This window comes from Streptomyces sp. f51, assembly GCF_037940415.1.
In the GTDB taxonomy this organism is placed as follows: domain Bacteria; phylum Actinomycetota; class Actinomycetes; order Streptomycetales; family Streptomycetaceae; genus Streptomyces.
The window spans coordinates 5,030,296-5,047,131 of the sequence record NZ_CP149798.1 but is presented as its reverse complement, the minus strand read 5'-3'; the positions used below and the strand labels follow the sequence as shown (position 1 = coordinate 5,047,131).

Annotated in this window: 15 protein-coding genes; 8 read left to right on the top strand and 7 right to left on the bottom strand. The window is 71.9% G+C overall.

Annotation, left to right across the window (positions count from 1 at the left end; all coding sequences use genetic code 11):
• The first annotated feature begins 56 nt into the window (after positions 1-56).
• Both WJM95_RS22125 and WJM95_RS22120 read left to right on the top strand, forming a co-directional pair.
• Positions 57-1,433, top strand: a complete 1,377-nt coding sequence (locus tag WJM95_RS22125; protein ID WP_339131470.1) for an FtsW/RodA/SpoVE family cell cycle protein — start codon at positions 57-59, stop codon at positions 1,431-1,433.
• A complete protein-coding gene (locus tag WJM95_RS22120; protein WP_339131469.1) occupies positions 1,430-2,887 on the top strand; it encodes a penicillin-binding transpeptidase domain-containing protein in 1,458 nt (485 codons plus the stop codon). Before WJM95_RS22125 ends, WJM95_RS22120 begins: the two co-directional genes overlap by 4 nt.
• Positions 2,888-3,037: 150 nt before the next feature.
• On the opposite strand, the gene WJM95_RS22115 is transcribed toward WJM95_RS22120, so the two are convergent.
• A complete protein-coding gene (locus WJM95_RS22115) occupies positions 3,038-4,150 on the bottom strand; it encodes a ferritin-like domain-containing protein (protein WP_339131468.1) in 1,113 nt (370 codons plus the stop codon).
• Between the two features lie 140 nt (positions 4,151-4,290).
• Here WJM95_RS22115 and WJM95_RS22110 point away from each other — a divergent pair, with 140 nt between their 5' ends.
• The 5 genes from WJM95_RS22110 to WJM95_RS22090 all read left to right on the top strand — a co-directional run bounded on the left by WJM95_RS22110 (position 4,291) and on the right by WJM95_RS22090 (position 8,389).
• On the top strand, positions 4,291-5,220 hold the full coding sequence (locus WJM95_RS22110; RefSeq protein ID WP_339131466.1) for a diiron oxygenase: 930 nt from the start codon (positions 4,291-4,293) through the stop codon (positions 5,218-5,220).
• 645 nt (positions 5,221-5,865) lie between these two features.
• Complete coding sequence (locus WJM95_RS22105) at positions 5,866-6,591, top strand: TetR/AcrR family transcriptional regulator (RefSeq protein WP_339131464.1); 726 nt, start codon at positions 5,866-5,868, stop codon at positions 6,589-6,591.
• Positions 6,592-6,601: 10 nt separating this feature from the next.
• Complete coding sequence (locus WJM95_RS22100; protein ID WP_339131463.1) at positions 6,602-6,913, top strand: hypothetical protein; 312 nt, start codon at positions 6,602-6,604, stop codon at positions 6,911-6,913.
• Between the two features lie 109 nt (positions 6,914-7,022).
• Positions 7,023-8,168 (top strand): NlpC/P60 family protein, encoded by a 1,146-nt coding sequence (locus WJM95_RS22095; RefSeq protein ID WP_339131461.1) that lies wholly within the window; start codon positions 7,023-7,025, stop codon positions 8,166-8,168.
• Between the two features lie 74 nt (positions 8,169-8,242).
• Positions 8,243-8,389: a hypothetical protein gene (locus WJM95_RS22090; RefSeq protein ID WP_339131460.1), complete on the top strand. Its 147-nt coding sequence runs from the start codon at positions 8,243-8,245 to the stop codon at positions 8,387-8,389.
• 127 nt (positions 8,390-8,516) lie between these two features.
• Here the strand turns inward: WJM95_RS22090 and WJM95_RS22085 are convergent, their stop codons facing one another.
• From WJM95_RS22085 to WJM95_RS22065, 5 genes are read right to left on the bottom strand one after another with little or no spacing between them, the layout of a single operon-like run.
• A complete protein-coding gene (locus WJM95_RS22085; protein WP_339131458.1) occupies positions 8,517-9,770 on the bottom strand; it encodes a styrene monooxygenase/indole monooxygenase family protein in 1,254 nt (417 codons plus the stop codon).
• A 31-nt stretch (positions 9,771-9,801) separates the two neighbouring features.
• Positions 9,802-10,464 carry an ATP/GTP-binding protein gene (locus WJM95_RS22080; protein ID WP_339131456.1) on the bottom strand — a complete coding sequence of 221 codons (663 nt, stop codon included), beginning with the start codon at positions 10,462-10,464 and terminating at the stop codon, positions 9,802-9,804.
• Positions 10,445-10,855, bottom strand: coding sequence for a DUF742 domain-containing protein (locus WJM95_RS22075; RefSeq protein ID WP_339131455.1), 411 nt, complete (start codon positions 10,853-10,855; stop codon positions 10,445-10,447). The genes WJM95_RS22080 and WJM95_RS22075 overlap by 20 nt, the downstream gene beginning before the upstream one ends.
• Positions 10,855-11,355: a roadblock/LC7 domain-containing protein gene (locus WJM95_RS22070; protein WP_339131454.1), complete on the bottom strand. Its 501-nt coding sequence runs from the start codon at positions 11,353-11,355 to the stop codon at positions 10,855-10,857. The genes WJM95_RS22075 and WJM95_RS22070 overlap by 1 nt, the downstream gene beginning before the upstream one ends.
• Positions 11,352-14,486: a nitrate- and nitrite sensing domain-containing protein gene (locus WJM95_RS22065; RefSeq protein ID WP_339131453.1), complete on the bottom strand. Its 3,135-nt coding sequence runs from the start codon at positions 14,484-14,486 to the stop codon at positions 11,352-11,354. The genes WJM95_RS22070 and WJM95_RS22065 overlap by 4 nt, the downstream gene beginning before the upstream one ends.
• Positions 14,487-14,855: 369 nt before the next feature.
• Between WJM95_RS22065 and WJM95_RS22060 the strand changes: the two genes are divergently transcribed.
• Positions 14,856-15,644 carry a protein phosphatase 2C domain-containing protein gene (locus WJM95_RS22060; RefSeq protein WP_339131452.1) on the top strand — a complete coding sequence of 263 codons (789 nt, stop codon included), beginning with the start codon at positions 14,856-14,858 and terminating at the stop codon, positions 15,642-15,644.
• 529 nt (positions 15,645-16,173) lie between these two features.
• On the opposite strand, the gene WJM95_RS22055 is transcribed toward WJM95_RS22060, so the two are convergent.
• The gene (locus tag WJM95_RS22055; RefSeq protein ID WP_339131451.1) at positions 16,174-16,692 is read right to left on the bottom strand and encodes a MarR family transcriptional regulator; all 519 of its coding nucleotides are present in this window, start codon (positions 16,690-16,692) and stop codon (positions 16,174-16,176) included.
• Positions 16,693-16,836: the final 144 nt, after the last annotated feature.

The following is a 16,836-nucleotide window of genomic DNA, read 5'->3' as shown; positions in this document are numbered from 1 at the left end:
CCCGTTTCGTCGCCGCACAGCGGGACATCACGTCGCCCGCTTGCTACGTTCCGGACATGATCCTGCCCGGAATGTCCGGAACGGCCGTGGCGGTGGACCCGGCCCCTCCCGCTGAACGCCTGCCCCGACGCCGTGGCATCGAGCTCGCCCTCATCGTCGTCGCCGTCCTGCTCTGCGTGTACGGCTACTGCGCCGTGGGTCTCGCCAGGCACGGCACCGTTCCGCCCGGCGCCGCCGGTTACGGCGCCGGGCTCGGCGTGCTCGCGCTGCTCGCCCATGTCGCCGTGCGCCTGCGGGCCCCGTACGCCGATCCGCTGCTGCTGCCCATCGCCGTGCTCCTCAACGGCCTGGGCCTGGTGCTGATCTACCGGCTCGACCTGGAGACCCCGCACGACCGGGCGGCGCCGATCCAGCTCATCTGGTCGACGCTGGGCGTGGCGTTCTTCATCGTCGTGGTCTTCTGTCTGCGCGACCACCGGGTCCTCCAGCGCTACACCTACGTCTCGGTGGTCGGCGCCCTCGCCCTGCTCGTCCTGCCGATCTTCTTCCCTGCGGTGAACGGCGCCCGCATCTGGATCAGGATCGCCGGATTCTCCATCCAGCCGGGCGAGTTCGCGAAGGTCCTGCTCGCCGTCTTCTTCGCCGGCTACCTCGCCGCCAACCGCAACGCGCTCGCCTACAGCGGCCGGCAGATCTGGCGGTTCCGGCGGCTCCAGCTGCCCACCGGCCGCGTCCTCGGCCCGATCGTGGCGATCTGGCTGCTCAGCGTCCTGGTCCTGGTCCTGGAGCGGGACCTCGGAACCTCGCTGCTCTTCTTCGGCCTGTTCGTGATCCTGCTCTACGTCGCCACCGGCCGCACCGGATGGATCGCGGTCGGGCTGCTGCTCGCCTGCCTCGGCGCGGTCGCGGTCGGGCGTCTGGAACCGCATGTGCACAGCCGGGTCCAGGACTGGCTGGATCCCTTCGCTTCGATCACCGCGGGCCAGGGACCCAACCAACTCGCCCAGTCGCTCTTCGCGTTCGCCGCCGGCGGGATGCTCGGCACCGGCCTCGGGCTCGGCCATTCGGTCCTGATCGGCTTCGCCGCCAAGTCCGACTTCATCCTGGCCACCGCGGGCGAGGAACTGGGACTGGCCGGACTGCTCGCCGTCTTCGTCCTCTACGCCCTCCTCGTCGAGCGCGGCTACCGCGCGGGCCTCGCGCTGCGCGACCCGTTCGGGCGGCTGCTCGCGGTCGGCCTCGCCTCGATCGTGGCGCTCCAGGTCTTCGTCATCGCGGGGGGCGTGACCGGGCTGATCCCGCTGACCGGCATGGCGATGCCGTTCCTCGCCCAGGGCGGCTCCTCGGTCGTCACCAACTGGATCATCGTGGCCCTGCTCATCCGGATCAGCGACTGCGCCCGCGGTCAGTACGACGGGACACCGGCACCGTGACCAAGTACATCCGCCGGGCCGTCGGGCTGTGCGCCGTGCTGTTCGTGGCACTCCTGGTCAACGCCGCCCGCGTCCAGGTCGTCCAGGCGCCGTCGTACGACAGCAATCCCGGCAACCGCCGCCCGGCGATCGCCCGTTATGGGCAGCCGCGCGGGGACATCGTGGTCGACGGCCGGACGATCACCGGCTCCCGGGACACGGGCGGGCAGTTCCGCTACGAACGGACGTACCTGGACGGCCCGTTGTACGCGTCCGTCACCGGCTTCGCCTCGCAGCTGTACGGGTCCACCCTGCTGGAGGGCACCGAGGACGGCGTCCTGTCCGGCACCGACCCGATGCTCACGCCGCTGCCGCTGCTCAACGGCCTCACCCGGGCCCGGGGCGCCGGCGGCAGGGTCGTCACCACGCTCGACCCGGCGGCGCAGCGGGCCGCCTTCGAGGGGCTCGGTTCGCGCCGGGGGGCGGTCGCCGCGATCGAACCGTCCACCGGCCGGATCCTGGCGCTGGTCTCCACCCCGTCCTACGATCCCGGGCGGCTGTCCGGGACGGGGGCGGCCGCGTCCGGGGCCTGGGCGCGGCTGAACGGCCAGGACGACAAGCCGATGCTCAACCGGGCGATCCGGCAGACGTATCCGCCGGGGTCGACGTTCAAGGTGCTGACCGCGGCCGCGGCGCTGGACTCGGGGGTCGTGGACGACGTCGACGCGCCGACCAGGTCGCCGAACCCGTACCGGCTTCCCGGCACCACGACGAGGCTCACGAACGAGATCGAGGGCTGCGAGGACGCCTCCCTGCGGTACGCCTTCACCTGGTCCTGCAACACGGTCTTCGCGAAGCTCGGCGTGGACGTGGGGCTCGACGGCATGACGAGGACGGCGGCGGGCTTCGGCTTCAACGACCGCAAGCTGCGCATCCCCTTCTCGGTCGTGCCCAGCAACTTCGATCTGCGGCTCGACCGGGCGCAGTTGGCTCTGTCGTCCATCGGGCAGTTCGACACCCGGGCGACTCCCCTCCAGATGGCGATGATCGCGGCGGCCGTCGCGGGCGACGGTTCGGTCAGGACGCCGTATCTGGTGGACCGGACGACCACGCGCGGCGGCGCGACGCTGACGACGACCGGTCCGCGGATCCTGCATCAGGCGATGAGCGCGTCGACGGCGCAGCGCATGCGTGAGCTGATGACGGACGTGGTGGAGAGGGGCACCGGGACCAGCGCCGCCATTCCCGGTGCCACCGTCGGCGCGAAGACCGGCACCGCCCAGCACGGCATCGGCAACTCCGGCACCCCGTACGCCTGGTTCATCTCCTGGGCCCGCGCCGACGACGCCACGCAGCCCGCGGTGGCCGTCGCGGTGGTCGTCGAGGACGCGGCGGCGGACCGGGCGGACGTCACCGGCGGAGGCTTCGCGGGCCCGATCGCCCGGGCGGTGATGGAGGCGGTCCTGGGGTCGTGAGGGGGCGCTTCCGCGCGGGGGGCGTGGACCGCCCGAGCGGCCGGGACGGGGCGCCTCCACGCCGGGGAGCGCGGGCGGCCCCGAGCGGCCCCGAGCGGCCGGGGCGGGACGTCCCGGTTCAACCGCGGTGCTCGGGTCGCGGGGACGGGATCACCCGGGGGTTTCGCGGCCCTCCTCCAGTGTGGTTTCTATTTCCGTGACTCGTTGGCGTTCCTCCGTCGCGAAGCGTTCCGCGTCCAGTTGTTCGGCCAGGGCCTCGTCCTGGGTCATCAGCTGGTCCAGGTTGGTGTTGCCCATGTCGAAGACGCCCATGTCGACGTAGGCGCGTTGGAGGCGTTCGCCCCACAGGCCTATGTCCTTGACGCAGGGGACGATGCGGCTGAAGAGCAACTGGCGGAACAGGTGCAGGAATTCGGAGTTCTCGCTGAACTCCTCGGCCTCAGCCTTCGGGATGCCGAAGTTCTCCAGGACCTCGACCCCGCGGAGCCTGTCCCGCATCAAGTAGCAGCCGTCGATGACGAATTCCTCGCGTTCGCGGAGTTCGGCGTCGGAGAGCTGCCGGTAGTAGTCGCGCAGGGCCATCCGGCCGAAGGCGACGTGGCGGGCCTCGTCCTGCATCACGTAGGACAGGATCTGTTTCGGCAGGGGCTTGTCGGTGGTGTCCCTGATCAGCCCGAACGCGGCCAGGGCCAGGCCCTCGATCAGGACCTGCATGCCCAGGTAGGGCATGTCCCAGCGCGAGTCGCGGAGGGTGTCGCCGAGCAAGGACTGAAGGCTGTCGTTGATCGGGTAGAGCATCCCGATCTTCTCGTGCAGGAAACGGGAGTAGACCTCGGCGTGCCGGGCCTCGTCCATGGTCTGGGTGGCCGAGTAGAACTTGGCGTCGAGGTCCGGGACCGACTCCACGATCCGTGCCGCGCAGACCATCGCTCCCTGCTCGCCGTGCAGGAACTGGCTGAACTGCCAGGCGGTGTAGTGCTTGCGGAGTTCACCCTTGTCGCGGCCGGTCATCTTCGCCCAGTACGGGGTGCCGTACAGGGTCATCGCCTCGTCGGGCGTGCCGAGCGGGTCCTCGGGGTCGACCTCCAGGCTCCAGTCGATGCGTTTCTGTCCGTCCCACTGTTTGTCCTTGCCCTTCTGGTAGAGGGCGAGCAGCCGGTCACGGCCGTCGTCGTACTCCCAGTTGAAACGGGCCGCTCCCGAGGCCGGTATCTGCCAGTGGGGATCTCCCGAATCCGCGGCGTAGAGCTCATGCGTCGGCATACTTCGCAGGCTCACACGGAGTAGACGCGTCGTCAACAAGTCCGGCACAGGGGATTGACGAGCTTACTGACAGGCAGTCTCATAAGTTGTGACCGCCGGTAACTTCTGAAGTGATCCCGTACGACGAGGTGGGAACAGCCATGACGACGGTGCCCGAGGCCGATGTGCTCCGTGACGCGCTCGGTCTGCTCAAGGACCGGGAGCAGGTGGCCGAGCGCCTCCTCGACTCCTCCGCCAAGCACTCCTTCGACCCCGACAAGGAGCTCGACTGGGACGCGCCCTTCGAGGAGGGCAAGTGGTTCTGGCCGCCCGAGCTGGTGTCGCTGTACGACACGCCGCTGTGGCGGAAGATGGGCGAGGAGCAGCGGATCGCGCTGTCGCAGCACGAGGCGGCCGCGCTGGCCTCGCTGGGCATCTGGTTCGAGATCATCCTGATGCAGCTGCTGGTGCGGCACATCTACGACAAGGCGGCGACGAGTGCGCATGTGCGGTACGCGCTGACCGAGATCGAGGACGAGTGCCGGCACTCGAAGATGTTCGCGCGGCTGATCACGCGCGGGGGGACGCCGCACTACCCGGTGAGCCGGGCGCATCTGAACCTCGGGCGGGTGTTCAAGACGGTCTCGACCACTCCGGGGTCGTTCACCGCGACCCTGCTCGGTGAGGAGATCCTCGACTGGATGCAGCGGCTGACGTTCCCGGACGAGCGGGTGCAGACCCTCGTCCGGGGGGTCACGCGGATCCATGTGGTGGAGGAGGCCCGGCATGTCCGGTACGCGCGGGAGGAGTTGCGGCGGCAGATGCTGACCGCTCCGCGGTGGTCGCAGGAGTTCACGCGGGTCACCTCGGGTGAGTTCGCGCGCGTGTTCTCGGTGGCGTTCGTCAATCCCGAGGTCTATACGAACATCGGGCTCGACCGGCGCGAGGCCGTGGCGCAGGTGAAGGCCAGCGGGCACCGGCGGGACGTGATGCAGACCGGGGCCAGGAAGCTGACGGACTTCCTGGACGAGATCGGGGTGTTGCGGGGGGCCGGGCGGCGGCTCTGGAAGTCGTCGGGGTTGCTGGCTTGAGGCGCCTGCCCCGGGTGCCGGTTCGCTCGGGGCGTCGAGGGGGGCCGTCGGCGCTCGGTGCTGTCGGCGCCGGGGTGCTGTCGGAGCCGGGTGCTGCCGGCGCCCAGGTGCTGTCGGTGCCGAGGTGCTGTCGGAGCCGGGTGCTGCCGGCGCCCAGGTGCTGTCGGCGCCGAGGTGCTGTCGGAGCCGGGTGCTGCCGGCGCCCAGGTGCTGTCGGCGCCGAGGTGCTGTCGGCGCCCGGGTGCCGGGTGGGGCGGGGCCGTGCCGGTACATCCGCCCGCATCCGAACGGATCCCAGCGGGGTGCGGAGGTGCGGGCGAGTTCCGATCCGTCCGGCCTGCGGGCATTTGATGTACCGGCACGTCCCCTCGCGTCGTACGGCGGCTGCGGGTGGGTGCGTGGCCGGGGCCGCGGCGGATGGACCTCGCCGGTTCGGCGGCTGCGGGGCCGCAGCCGATGGACCTCGCCGGTTCGAGGGCTGCGGGTGGGTGCGTGGCCGGGGCCGCGGCGGATCGACGGCTGCGGTGCCGCGGCGGATGGCCCTCGCCGGTTCGGTGGTTGCGGGTGGGTGCGCGGGCGGCGGGGGTCGGGCAGGGCTTGGCCGCCGTACGGGAGGGTCGGGGCGGGGGCGGTTACGCTCGCGGTATGACCTCGCAGGCTTCCACCCCCGCCTACCGTCGGCTCAGTGTCGAGGAGCGGCGCAGCCAGTTGCTGGAAGCGGCGCTGTCGCTGTTCGCCCAGCGGGTGCCCGAGGACGTCTCGCTGGACGACGTGGCGGAGAGCGCCGGGGTGTCGCGGCCGCTCGTGTACCGGTACTTCCCGGGCGGCAAGCAGCAGTTGTACGAGGCCGCCCTGCGGTCCGCCGCCGAGGAGCTGGAGCAGTGCTTCGCGGAGCCGGCACAGGGGCCGCTGTCCGAGCGGCTCTCCCGGGCCCTCGACCGGTACCTCGCGTTCGTGGACCAGCACGACGCCGGATTCAGCGCCCTGCTCCACGGCGGGAGCGTCATCGAGACCTCGCGGACCACGGCCATAGTCGACGGGGTCAGGCGGGCGGCGGCGGAGCACATCCTCGTTCACCTCGCGGTGAAGGATCCCGGGCCCCGGCTGCGGATGACCGTGCGGATGTGGATCACCGCCGTGGAGGCCGCCTCGCTGATCTGGCTCGACGAGGACAAGGAACCGCCGCTGGACGAGTTGCGGGACTGGCTCGTCGAGCAGTTCGTGGCGGCGCTCGTGGCGAGCGCGGGGCGCGACGAGCAGGCCGCGGCGGTGGTGCGGGCCGCGCTCGCGATGGAGAGCCCCGACGGCATCGTGGGGGCGCTGGTGCGCCGGGTGCTGCCCGTTGTCGGGAACGCGGCCCACCTGCTGTGACACTGGTCGGGTGAAGAGCGAAGACACCCCCTTTGTCGGCGGCCCCCTGGACGGGCGCGTCCTGCCCGTCCTGATCGGGATCACAGGGCACCCGCCGAAGACGTACCGGATCCCGGTGCCCGCCGTCGACGGTGGACCCGCCACCGTGCTGGTCTACCGGCGCGTCCAGGCCGCGACGAGCAAGCGGCTCGGGCTGCACCAGGGGTGGAAGTACGAGTACGACCCCGAGGGCGATGCGTCCGGGCGCCGGTTCAAGCTGCCCTGGTCCCCCGGCACCCGCAAGGGTGAGGACGCCACGCCGGAGAACAACGCCGACGAGTGAGGTTCTTGGGCCGAAGCGGGCCTCCGGCGAGCGGCCGGGGCGCGGCGGTCCGATCCTGCCGGTGCGAGACGGGCGGTGCACGGACCGCCCCTGCACCGGAGGTGATGGCGTGTCAGGAAGGCTTCTGCGGCTGGTCTGCACGGGGGCGGTCGCGGTCGGGGCGCTGCTTCCCTCGGCTCCCGCCGTGGCCGTCCCGGAGCCCGGACAGGGCGCCGAGCGGTCCGTCGCCTCGTTGCTGACGGATCTTCAGCGGCTCTACCGGGACGCCGAACGCGCCACCGAGACGTACAACGCGACCGCCGAGAAGCTGAAGAAGCAGCGCGCCGAGGTGGCCGGGCTCGACGCCCGTCTCGCCAGGGCCCGCCTGTCGCTCGAGGACAGCCGGGGCGCCGCCGGGCGGCTGGCCCGGCAGCAGTACCAGAGCGGGGACGAGATCTCCACGTACGTACGGCTGCTGCTGGCACGGGATCCGCAGCACGCCCTCGACCAGGGGCACCTGATCAGGCAGTTGTCGCTGGAGCGGGCCGCGACCGTGCGGCGTGTGACGGGCGGCGAGAAGCGGACCGACGGACTCGCGCGTGCGGCCCGCAAGGCCCTGGACGGACAACTCTCGCTGGCCGCGCGGCAGAAGAAGGAGCGGGACGAGGTGCGCGGGCGGCTGGACGCCGTCCAGACAATGCTCGCCTCGCTGACCGCGGACCAGATCGCCGAGCTGGACCGGGTGGAACGGTCGGGGACGGCCACGGCCCAGAAGAAGATCATGGCGTCCGGTGCGCTGAGCAGTGTGCGTCCGCCCACGCGGGAGGGAGCGGAGGCCCTGAGCTACGCCGTCGACCAGATCGGGAAGCCGTACGAGTGGGGGGCACAGGGGCCGAAGGCCTACGACTGCTCGGGGCTGACGTCCCAGGCCTGGGAACGGGCCGGCCGGCCCATCCCGCGCACCAGCCAGGAGCAGTGGGCCGAGCTCCCGCACGTCCCGCTGGACCGGCTGCGGCCCGGTGATCTGGTGGTCTACTTCCCCGAGGCCACGCATGTGGCGCTCTACCTCGGCGCCGGGATGGTGGTGCAGGCACCGCGGCCCGGGGCGCGGATCAAGGTCTCCCCCATCGCGGCGAACCCGCTGCTGGGTGCCGTCCGCCCGGACCCGGACGGGGAGCCCCTGCGGCAGTACACACCACCGAAGCTCCCCGAGGATGCCACGAACGGATCCGACGAGGGCTACGCCTTCACGGCCCCGGCATCCGACGCCGGGTAGACGTACGTCTTCCCAGGTCGAAGAAGGGGGTTCACGGCCCCCGAAGGCTCGTTGCCGGAAGGTGAGAGAGCAGCATGCAGGGGCACTTTGAAGCCGTGGACCTGGAGAAAATCGCCAAAGGCGGCCTTCTGCCGGAACTCCACGATCACGTGCAAGCCCTGATGGCGGATCCGGAAGGCAACAGGTTCATGGTGGTGCTCGACCCCGATCACGAAGCATGAATGCCCGGAAGGGGCGGCATGCGCATCGAGGGGTCCGGCGGCGGGGAACGCGGACGGCCCAGAGGGTTGCCCCTGGGCCGTCCGAGAACAACCGGCGGCGAGCGCCGGGCCGCAGGCCGGAGAGGTCCTACGCCCCGGTGACCGACGCCAGGTAGGCGTTCGTCTTCTCCGGGTCGAAGAAGAAGTTCTCGAAGTCGGCCGGGTTGTTGAAGCCGTTGGCGAAGCGGTCGGCCACGGGCGGGAGTTGGCCCGCCGCACCGATCAGGTTGAGGACGTGCTCCGGCGGGACGCCCAGCATCGCGTTGGTCCACTTGGTGACGTGCTGCGCGGTGTCCCAGTAGCGGTCGAACGTCGCCTGCATCCACTCCTCGTCGAAGGGCTTGTCGCCCTGCTCGACGATCGAGGCCAGGTAGGCGGCGGCGCACTTGGAGGCCGAGTTGGAACCCTGGCCGGTGATCGGGTCGTTGGCCACGACGACGTCGGCGACACCGAGGACCAGTCCGCCGCCGGGCAGCCGGCCGATCGGATTGCGGACCGTGGGGGCGTAGCGCCCGGACAACGTGGCGCCCGCGTCGGTCAGTTCGACGTTGGTGGCGCGCGCGTACTCCCAGGGCGTGAACCGCTCCATGAGTTCCAGGGTCAGGGAGAGGTGCTCGGACGGGTCCTTGACGCCGTTGAAGACGTCGAGCGGGCCGCCCGGAATGCCCTCCCAGAACAGGATGTCGGCGCGTCCCGAGGTCGTGAGCGTCGGCATGATGAACAGCTCGCCGACGCCGGGGACCAGGTTGCAGCGGACCGCGTCGTAGTCCGGGTGCTCGGGGCGCGGGCCCAGGCCGTGCACGTAGGAGACCGCGAGGGCGCGCTGCGGCTCGGTGTACGGCGAACGCTCGGCGTCACGGCCGAACATCGAGACGAGTTCGCCCTTGCCCGCCGAGACGAGCACCAGGTCGTACGCGCGGGAGAAGTAGTCGAGGTCGGAGACCGCGGCGCCGTGGATGACGAGCTGGCCGCCGCGCTGTGCGAACGTCTCCATCCAGCCGGCCATCTTGACCCGCTGGTCGACCGACTGGGCGTAGCCGTCGAGCTTGCCGACCCAGTCGATGGCGCGCTGCGAGGGGCCCGGGTCGAAGGAGCCGGGGACGGCCACCGAGACACCGAGTCCCTCGATCCTCGGGGCCTGGGACTCCCAGAAGTTCAGCTGGAGATCGCGCTCGTGCTGGAGCGCCGTGTCGAACATGCACTGCGTCGACATGACCCGGCCCGAGCGGATCTCGTCCGCCGTCCGGTTCGACATCAGGGTGACCTCGTACCCGTGCGACTGGAGTCCGAGGGCGAGCTGGAGTCCGGACTGACCGGCTCCGACGACGAGTATCTTCCGCATGCGGGTTGCTTCTCCCAGTCCTCGGGCGTCCCTATTCGGGGCTGACTTCGAGCGCGTGGCCGACGAGCGCGAGCAGGGTCTCGACGACCGAGATACGGCGGCGCGCGTCCATGATCATGACAGGTATGTGCGGAGGAACCGTGAGGGCTTCGCGCACATCGTCCGGCTCGAACACCTCGCTGCCGTCGAAGTGGTTCACGGCGACGACGTACGGCAGTCCGCAGCTCTCGAAGTAGTCGAGCGCCGGGAAGCAGTCCGAGAGGCGGCGGGTGTCGGCGAGGACCACCGCGCCGATCGCACCGCGCACCAGGTCGTCCCACATGAACCAGAACCGCTGCTGCCCCGGCGTACCGAAGAGGTAGAGCACCAGGTCGTCGTCGAGCGTGATGCGCCCGAAGTCCATGGCCACGGTGGTGGTCAGCTTGTCCGGCGTCCCCGTGAGGTCGTCGGTCTCCTCGCTCGCCTGGGTCATCAGCGCCTCCGTCTGGAGAGGCGTGATCTCCGAGACGGCGGTCACGAGCGTGGTCTTGCCGACGCCGAAGCCGCCGGCCACCACGATCTTCGTGGCGATCGGCGCGCGCGTGCGGTCCGTCTGCCAGGCCTGAAGGTTCTCCTCCTCGTCGAGGAGGGGGGCGACGCCGGGTTCGGCGCCGGGAGCGACGCCTGCTTCGGCGTCAGAGACGACGGAGTCCACTCAGCACCCTTTCCAGCAGGGCACGGTCGGGCTGTCCCGGGCCGTGACCTGTTCCGTACACGCGGATCTTTCCCTGGTCCGCCAGGTCGCTCAAGAGCACGCGGACCACTCCGAGCGGCATCCTGAGAAGTGCGGCGATCTCCGCCACCGTACGCATCCGGCGGCAGAGTTCGACGATGGCCCGCATCTCGGGCATGACCCGGGTGGTGAGCGAGCCGTTGGTCAGCTCCTTGCGCACCTCGGGGGCGTCCAGCGCGGCCACGAACGTCTCCACCAGCAGGACGTGGCCGAAGCGCGTCCGTCCGCCGGTGAGCGAATAGGGGCGTACGCGGGCGGGCTTGCGTCCGCCGCCGCGGACCGGGAGCTTCGTGACGCCGTTCGAAGCGGTCATCAGGCGCTCCCGGAAGGGTCGGCCTCAAGGGATTTTCGGAGCTCGATGCGCAGCTCGGGGGTCAGGACGTGTCCGGCCCGGCCGACGAAGAGCGCCATGTGGTACGCCACCACGCTCATGTCGCAGTCCGCCGATCCGTGCACGCCGAGCAGCGAGCCGTCGCTGATGGCCATGACGAAGAGGCTGCCCTCGTCCATCGCGACCATGGTCTGCTTGACGCCGCCGCTGTCCATCAGCTTGGCCGCGCCGAGCGTGAGGCTGCCGATGCCGGAGACGATGGTGGCGAGGTCGGCGGCGGAGCCCTTGGGGCCCTTCGGCCTGGCGCTGTCGGCCGTCCTCGCCTCGGCGTTGCGGCCGGGGTCGGAGGAGAGCAGGAGCAGGCCGTCGGAGGAGACGACCGCGACCGACTGGAGGCCGGGCACCTCCTCGACGAGATTGGTCAGCAGCCAGTGCAGGTTACGTGCTTCGCTGCTCAGGCCGAAGGTACTGGTCGCGGTCAACTGCTTGCCTCCTCGACTGTGCCCCCCGATGCTTCCGCGTTCCGTGCGCCGGGCTGGCGCGCGGCGGGCGCGGGTCCTGCGGGCGCGTGTACGGGTGTGGGGACCGACGGGGTCTGTCCTTCGGGCGTGGGGGTCTCGCCCGTCCGTTCGGCGATCTCGGCCTCCACCTCGCGGCGGCCCTCGATCGCGCCCCGGTGGAACCCGCCGAGCCTGCGGCGCAGTGCGTCGGCGTCCACGCCGCCCACGCGGGGCCGCGGGGCGGCGGCGGGGGCGGAGATCTTCGGCGTGCGCTTGGGCAGGCCCTTGTCCGTGAGCCTGGGGTGCTCGTCGGGGGCCCGCTCGTGGTCGTCGGGGCCGATGGCGTACGGGTCCCTGGCTGCGGCTTCGCCTCCGACTACGGCTCCGGCTCCGGCTCCGGCTCCGGAGGAGTCCTGGGCCGCGGGCCGGTCGGCGCCGGCTTCCACGGGCGCCTGCGCCGCCGTCCCCGAGGGGGCCTCGAAGGGGGTCCCGGCGGGGACCTCGGCGGGGGCGTCCGGCTCCGGTGCGCGCCGCTCCGACGGCTCGGCGGGGCGGGAGGCGGTCCCGGTGACGCCGGGGGCCGTGCCGTCCGTGTGCGAGGTCGTCGCGGCCGCGGCGGGGACCGGTGCCCCGTCGGTGGCGCCGGACGGCTCGCCGGTGGTGTCCGGCGCGGGGACCTCGGGGGCCAGCTCCGGGAGCAGGAGCTCCATCGTCGTCTCGGACGGCGACTCGGGCTCGGGCTCGCGGGGCGCCGGGATGACCGGGCTCGGGGAGGCGGGAGCGGACACGGCGGCCGGCGCCGCGTCGGGCTCCGCCTCCGGTTCGCCCGCGGTCTCCCGTACGGTCGCCTCGGCCGCCGCGATCAGCGGGTCCTCGTCGGCGGCCGGGGCCGGGAGCGAGGCACGCAGGACCGAACGGCCGCGCAGCACATTGGAGTTGGCCTCCGCGTCCGCGCCGGGCAGGGTCACCGCGGGGGCTCCGCCGGCGAGCCGGACGGAGGAGGGCACGGTGGACGAGGGGGCGGCGGCGAGCAGTGCCTTCGGCAGGACGACCACGGCGGCCACCCCGCCCTGCTTCTGCTCGCGCAGCTTCACCCGTACGCCGTGCCGGTGGGCGAGCCTGGCCACGACGTACAGGCCGAGCCCGAGTCCCTCGCCGCTCTCCTGGTCGTACGTGTCCTCCGGGTCGAACTCGGAGAGGCGCGCGTTGAGGTGCCGCATCCGGTCGTCGGTCATGCCGATGCCCTCGTCCTGCACGGAGAGCATCACGTCGCCGCTCTCCAGCAGCCAGCCGGAGACCTCGACGGGCACGTCGGGCGGCGAGAACGAGGTGGCGTTCTCCAGGAGTTCGGCCACCAGGTGGCTGATGTCGTCGGCGGCGAACCCGGCGATGTGCGCGTGCGGGGGCAGCGCGGCGATCCGTACCCGTTCGTAGCGCTCGATCTCGCTGACCGAGGCGCGGGCGACGTCGACGAGCGGGACCGCTCCCGCGTGGTGCTGGACGTGCTCGGCGCCCGCGAGGACGAGGAGGTTCTCGCTGTGCCGCCGCATGACGGTGGCGAAGTGGTCGAGCTTGAAGAGGGTGGAGAGGCGGTCCGGGTCCTGCTCGCGCTCCTCCAGGCCCTCGATGACGCCGAGCTGGCGCTCGACCAGGCCGAGGGTGCGCAGCGCGAGGTTCACGAAGGTGCTGTGGATGGTGCCGCGCACCTGCTCCAGGTGGGCCACCGACGCGGCGAGTTCGGCGCGCAGCCGGTCGCGCTCGTCGGCCGTCTGCTGGCGCTGGCCGATGAGGTGCTTGCGGTCGCCTTCGAGGGGGGCGATCCGCTCGTGCAGGGCGACGGTGTGCGCGTGCAGGGCGTTGACGGAGCGGACGACCTGGGCGAACTCGTCGTTGCGGCCGGTGAACTTGACCGGCTCCGCGGTGGCCGGGTCGGCGGCGAGCCGGGCCGAGCCGAGGCGCAGGACGGCGAGCGGCCGGGTGAGGGAGCGGGCCATGGCCATCGTCATGCCGGCCGCGACGAGCATCAGGACGCCGAGGAGGGTGACGCGGAGCTCCAGGGCGGTGACGTCGTCGTCCCGCAGCTTCTCGAGGTCCTTGGTGCGGTGGTCGTTGAGGGAGGCCTCGGCGCCGCGCATGAGGTCGATCCGGGCGGACAGGGCGGCGTCGAGCTTCTTGACGCCGGTGCCGAGCGCGGAGTCGGAGAGCTTCGGCTGCGCGGTGAGGTTCTCCAGGTACTTGTCGGCGGAGCCGACGTCGGGGCCGGTGACCGTGGAGTCGTAGACGTTCACGGCCTGCTTCGGCGCGGTCTCGCGGAAGTCCGCGACGGCCGCGTCGGAGCGGACGCGCGCCTGCTGGGCGGCGGCGCTGAGCGCGTCGCGCTGCTTGGTGTCGGCGGCCGAGGAGATGTTCGTGGTGGTCGACAGGCCCGTGAGCGGGTTGTAGACGCTCTGGGTGGTGTGCGGGACGCCGAGGGCCGCAAGGAGCAGGCCCCGGGCCGCGGCGGACTGCTGGACGGCGGTGTCCAGCTCGGCGAGCGCGTGCGCGCCGGAGCCCGCGCGCGGCGGCATCCGGTCGGCCAGGTCCTCGGCGAGGGCGTGGAGTTCGGCGATGGCACCGGAGTACGCCTGGTGCGCCTGAAGGGCGGAGCTCTTGCCCGTCAGTGCCTCGTGCCTGAGTGTCGCGATGGCGTCGAGGTCATGGATCAGGGCGGCGGGGGCGTCGGCGTCCGCGCGCAGCTCGTCGACCTGCCGGTCGACCAGGGTGCTGCGCTGCTCGGAGGGCGCCTTGGCCCGGGGCCTGCCGGCGGCGACGTAGGAGGTGACCTCGTCACGCTCGTCGGCCAGCGCGTGCGCGAGGGTCAGCGCCTGCTGGGTGCGCTGGGCGAGCGTCACCAGATTCTGGGAATCGTTCAGTTGCTGTGAGGCGGACAGCACCATGGGCGTGCCGGCTCCGGCGATGGCGGCCGCGACGACCGCCACGGCCACGATCAGCCGGTTGCGTACGTGTGCGGTCCTGCCCCGGCCCGTGGAGTCGGTGGCGTCGCCCACGGCGCCACCCGCTGTGGAGTTGGAGGCCGTCTTCTTGCCTGTGCGCCTCGGCCGCGTCTTCTGCACCGGTGCTCGCATTCCTGACTCGTGAACCCATTTGGGGCCCGGGTGACGTCCCGTCAATCGCGGCGTACGCCCGGTACGGCTCCCGACCCTCCCAGTGCCGGTGGGCAGTGGTCCCGCATCATCTGACCCGCCACCCGAAGGAGTGAACATCGGAGGGGAGTTGGCGGGCAAGTCTCCACGGCGCCCGTGACGGGCCCGCACGGCGGGCCGGTTGGACGTCCGCGACGGGCTTTGGCAGTATTCGCCGCCACGTTTTGCCGGAGTCGATCATTCCATGCCAAACCGGCCGCCCGAGGCGCTGGACCGCACGTCGGGCATCCTCCGGCGGTGTCCGGGTGCCCCTGTGAAGGGCTCGTGCAGACTGGCGGAATGCGCACTGAACTCGTGTCGGAGCCCGGCGACCCGGACCGCCCCAATGAGGACTTCGCATCGGTCGGGCTTCCCGCTTCAGGACAGGGCGGTTCACTGGTCGTGCTGGACGGGGTGACCCCGCCCCGGGGCGACTACGGCTGCCGGCACACCGTCCCCTGGTTCTCCGCGCGGCTCGGCGGGGCACTGACCGAACTGTCCGTTTCGCAGCGGGATTTGCCGTTGGCGGAGGTTCTCTCGCGGGCGATCCGGCGCGTCGCCGACGCCCACGCCGGCACCTGTGACCTTTCTCACCCGCGCACACCCCAGGCAACCGTGGTCCTCGCGCGGTGGTCCGCCTCCCGGGTCGAGTACCTGGTCCTCTCGGACTCGGCGCTGCTGGTGGAGTCGCCCTCCGGCGAGGTCACCGCCCTGCTGGACGACCGTCTCTCCCTGGTCCCGCGCGCCTCTCTCGCCTCGGACGCGATCGCCGACGCGACCGTCCGCAACAAGGAGGGCGGTTTCTTCACGGCGGCCGCGGACCCGTCGGTGGCCGCGCGCGCGGTGACGGGCACGCTCCCCCGGGCCTCGGTCCGCGCCCTGACGGCCCTCACGGACGGCGCGGCCCGCTGGGTGGAGAGGTTCCACGTGGGCGACTGGAGCCGGCTGTTCGCCCTCGTGCGCGACGAGGGTGCCGCCTCGCTCGTCGAGCGCGTACGGCACCTGGAGCGCCTCGACGCGCGGGACCGGCCGGGGTCCCGCCGGGGCAAGGCGCACGACGACGCGACGGTGGTGTTCGCGGAGCTGTGAAGGGCGGCGGGGCCGCGGGAGCCGAGAGAGGGGGGCGGACCGCGGCCGCGTGGAGCCCGTCTCGCTCCCTCGGCCGGGCGGAGGCACCGCGCTCCCTCGGCCGGGCGCGAGGCTTCCGCACGCGACGGCCGGGCGGGGCGTTCCCCCCTCACGGCCCGGCGGGGCGTCCCCGCATCACGGCCGGATCGGGCGTTCCCGAATCGCGGCCGGGCGGGGCATTCGCGCTGCGTGGCCGGACGCGAGGCTTCCGCACGCGACGGCCGGGCGGGGCGTTCCCCCATCACGGCCCGACGGCGCGTTCCCCCCTCACGGCCCGACGGCGCGTCCCCGCATCACGGCCGGATCGGGCGTTCCCGAACCCCGTCGGACGGGGCATTCGCGCTTCGTGGCCGGGCGGGGCATTCGCGCTACGTGGCCGGACGGGGCATTCGCGCTGCGTGGCCGGACGGGACGTTCCCCCGTCGCGGCCGGGTGGTGCCTTCACGCATCCCGGCCCGGCGGGACCTTCCCGCATCACGGCCCGGCAGGGCTACTTCTCCATGCCTCGGTTCAGCTGGTTCAGCAGGCGGGCCAGTTCAGCGACCTCGTTCTGGTCCCAGTGGGCGAGTTGGCGCACGTACCGGGCCCGGCGGGCCTCACGGACGCTGGAGACACGGCCCCGGCCCTCGTCGGTGAGATGGACGAGCCAGGCGCGGCCGTCGGCGGGATCGGGTTCGCGCGCGACCAGCCCCAGCTCCTCCAGGGCACGCAGCTGCCGGGACATCGTGGCCTTGCCGACGCCGATGTAGGCGGCGAGTTCGGTGGCGCGCTGGCGGCCGCACTCCTCCAGGCGCACGAGGAGTCCGTACGCGGCGGACTCCAGGTCGGGATGGACCTCGCGGGCCATCTCCCCCTGGCTGGCCCGGGCTCGCCGCAGGAAGACCGTCAACTCGCGTTCCAGGGAGAGGAACTCGCGCTCCCCGCCGGCGGGCACGGCGGGCCGGTCCACACCATTTCCCGACACTCCGGATTCGACCGGACGTCCGCCGTCTCTTCCGCCCTCGTGCACGTCAGCACCCCTGACCCGGTTTCCCGATCCTGAAAGTTTCTGCCGGAACTCGCCGTTGCCGCAGCTCCGCCAGTATTTCGCAGGCGTAGACCAACGGCAGACTCCGGCCCCTCTTCCCACGTCGTGGTCTACGTGCGTAGCTTC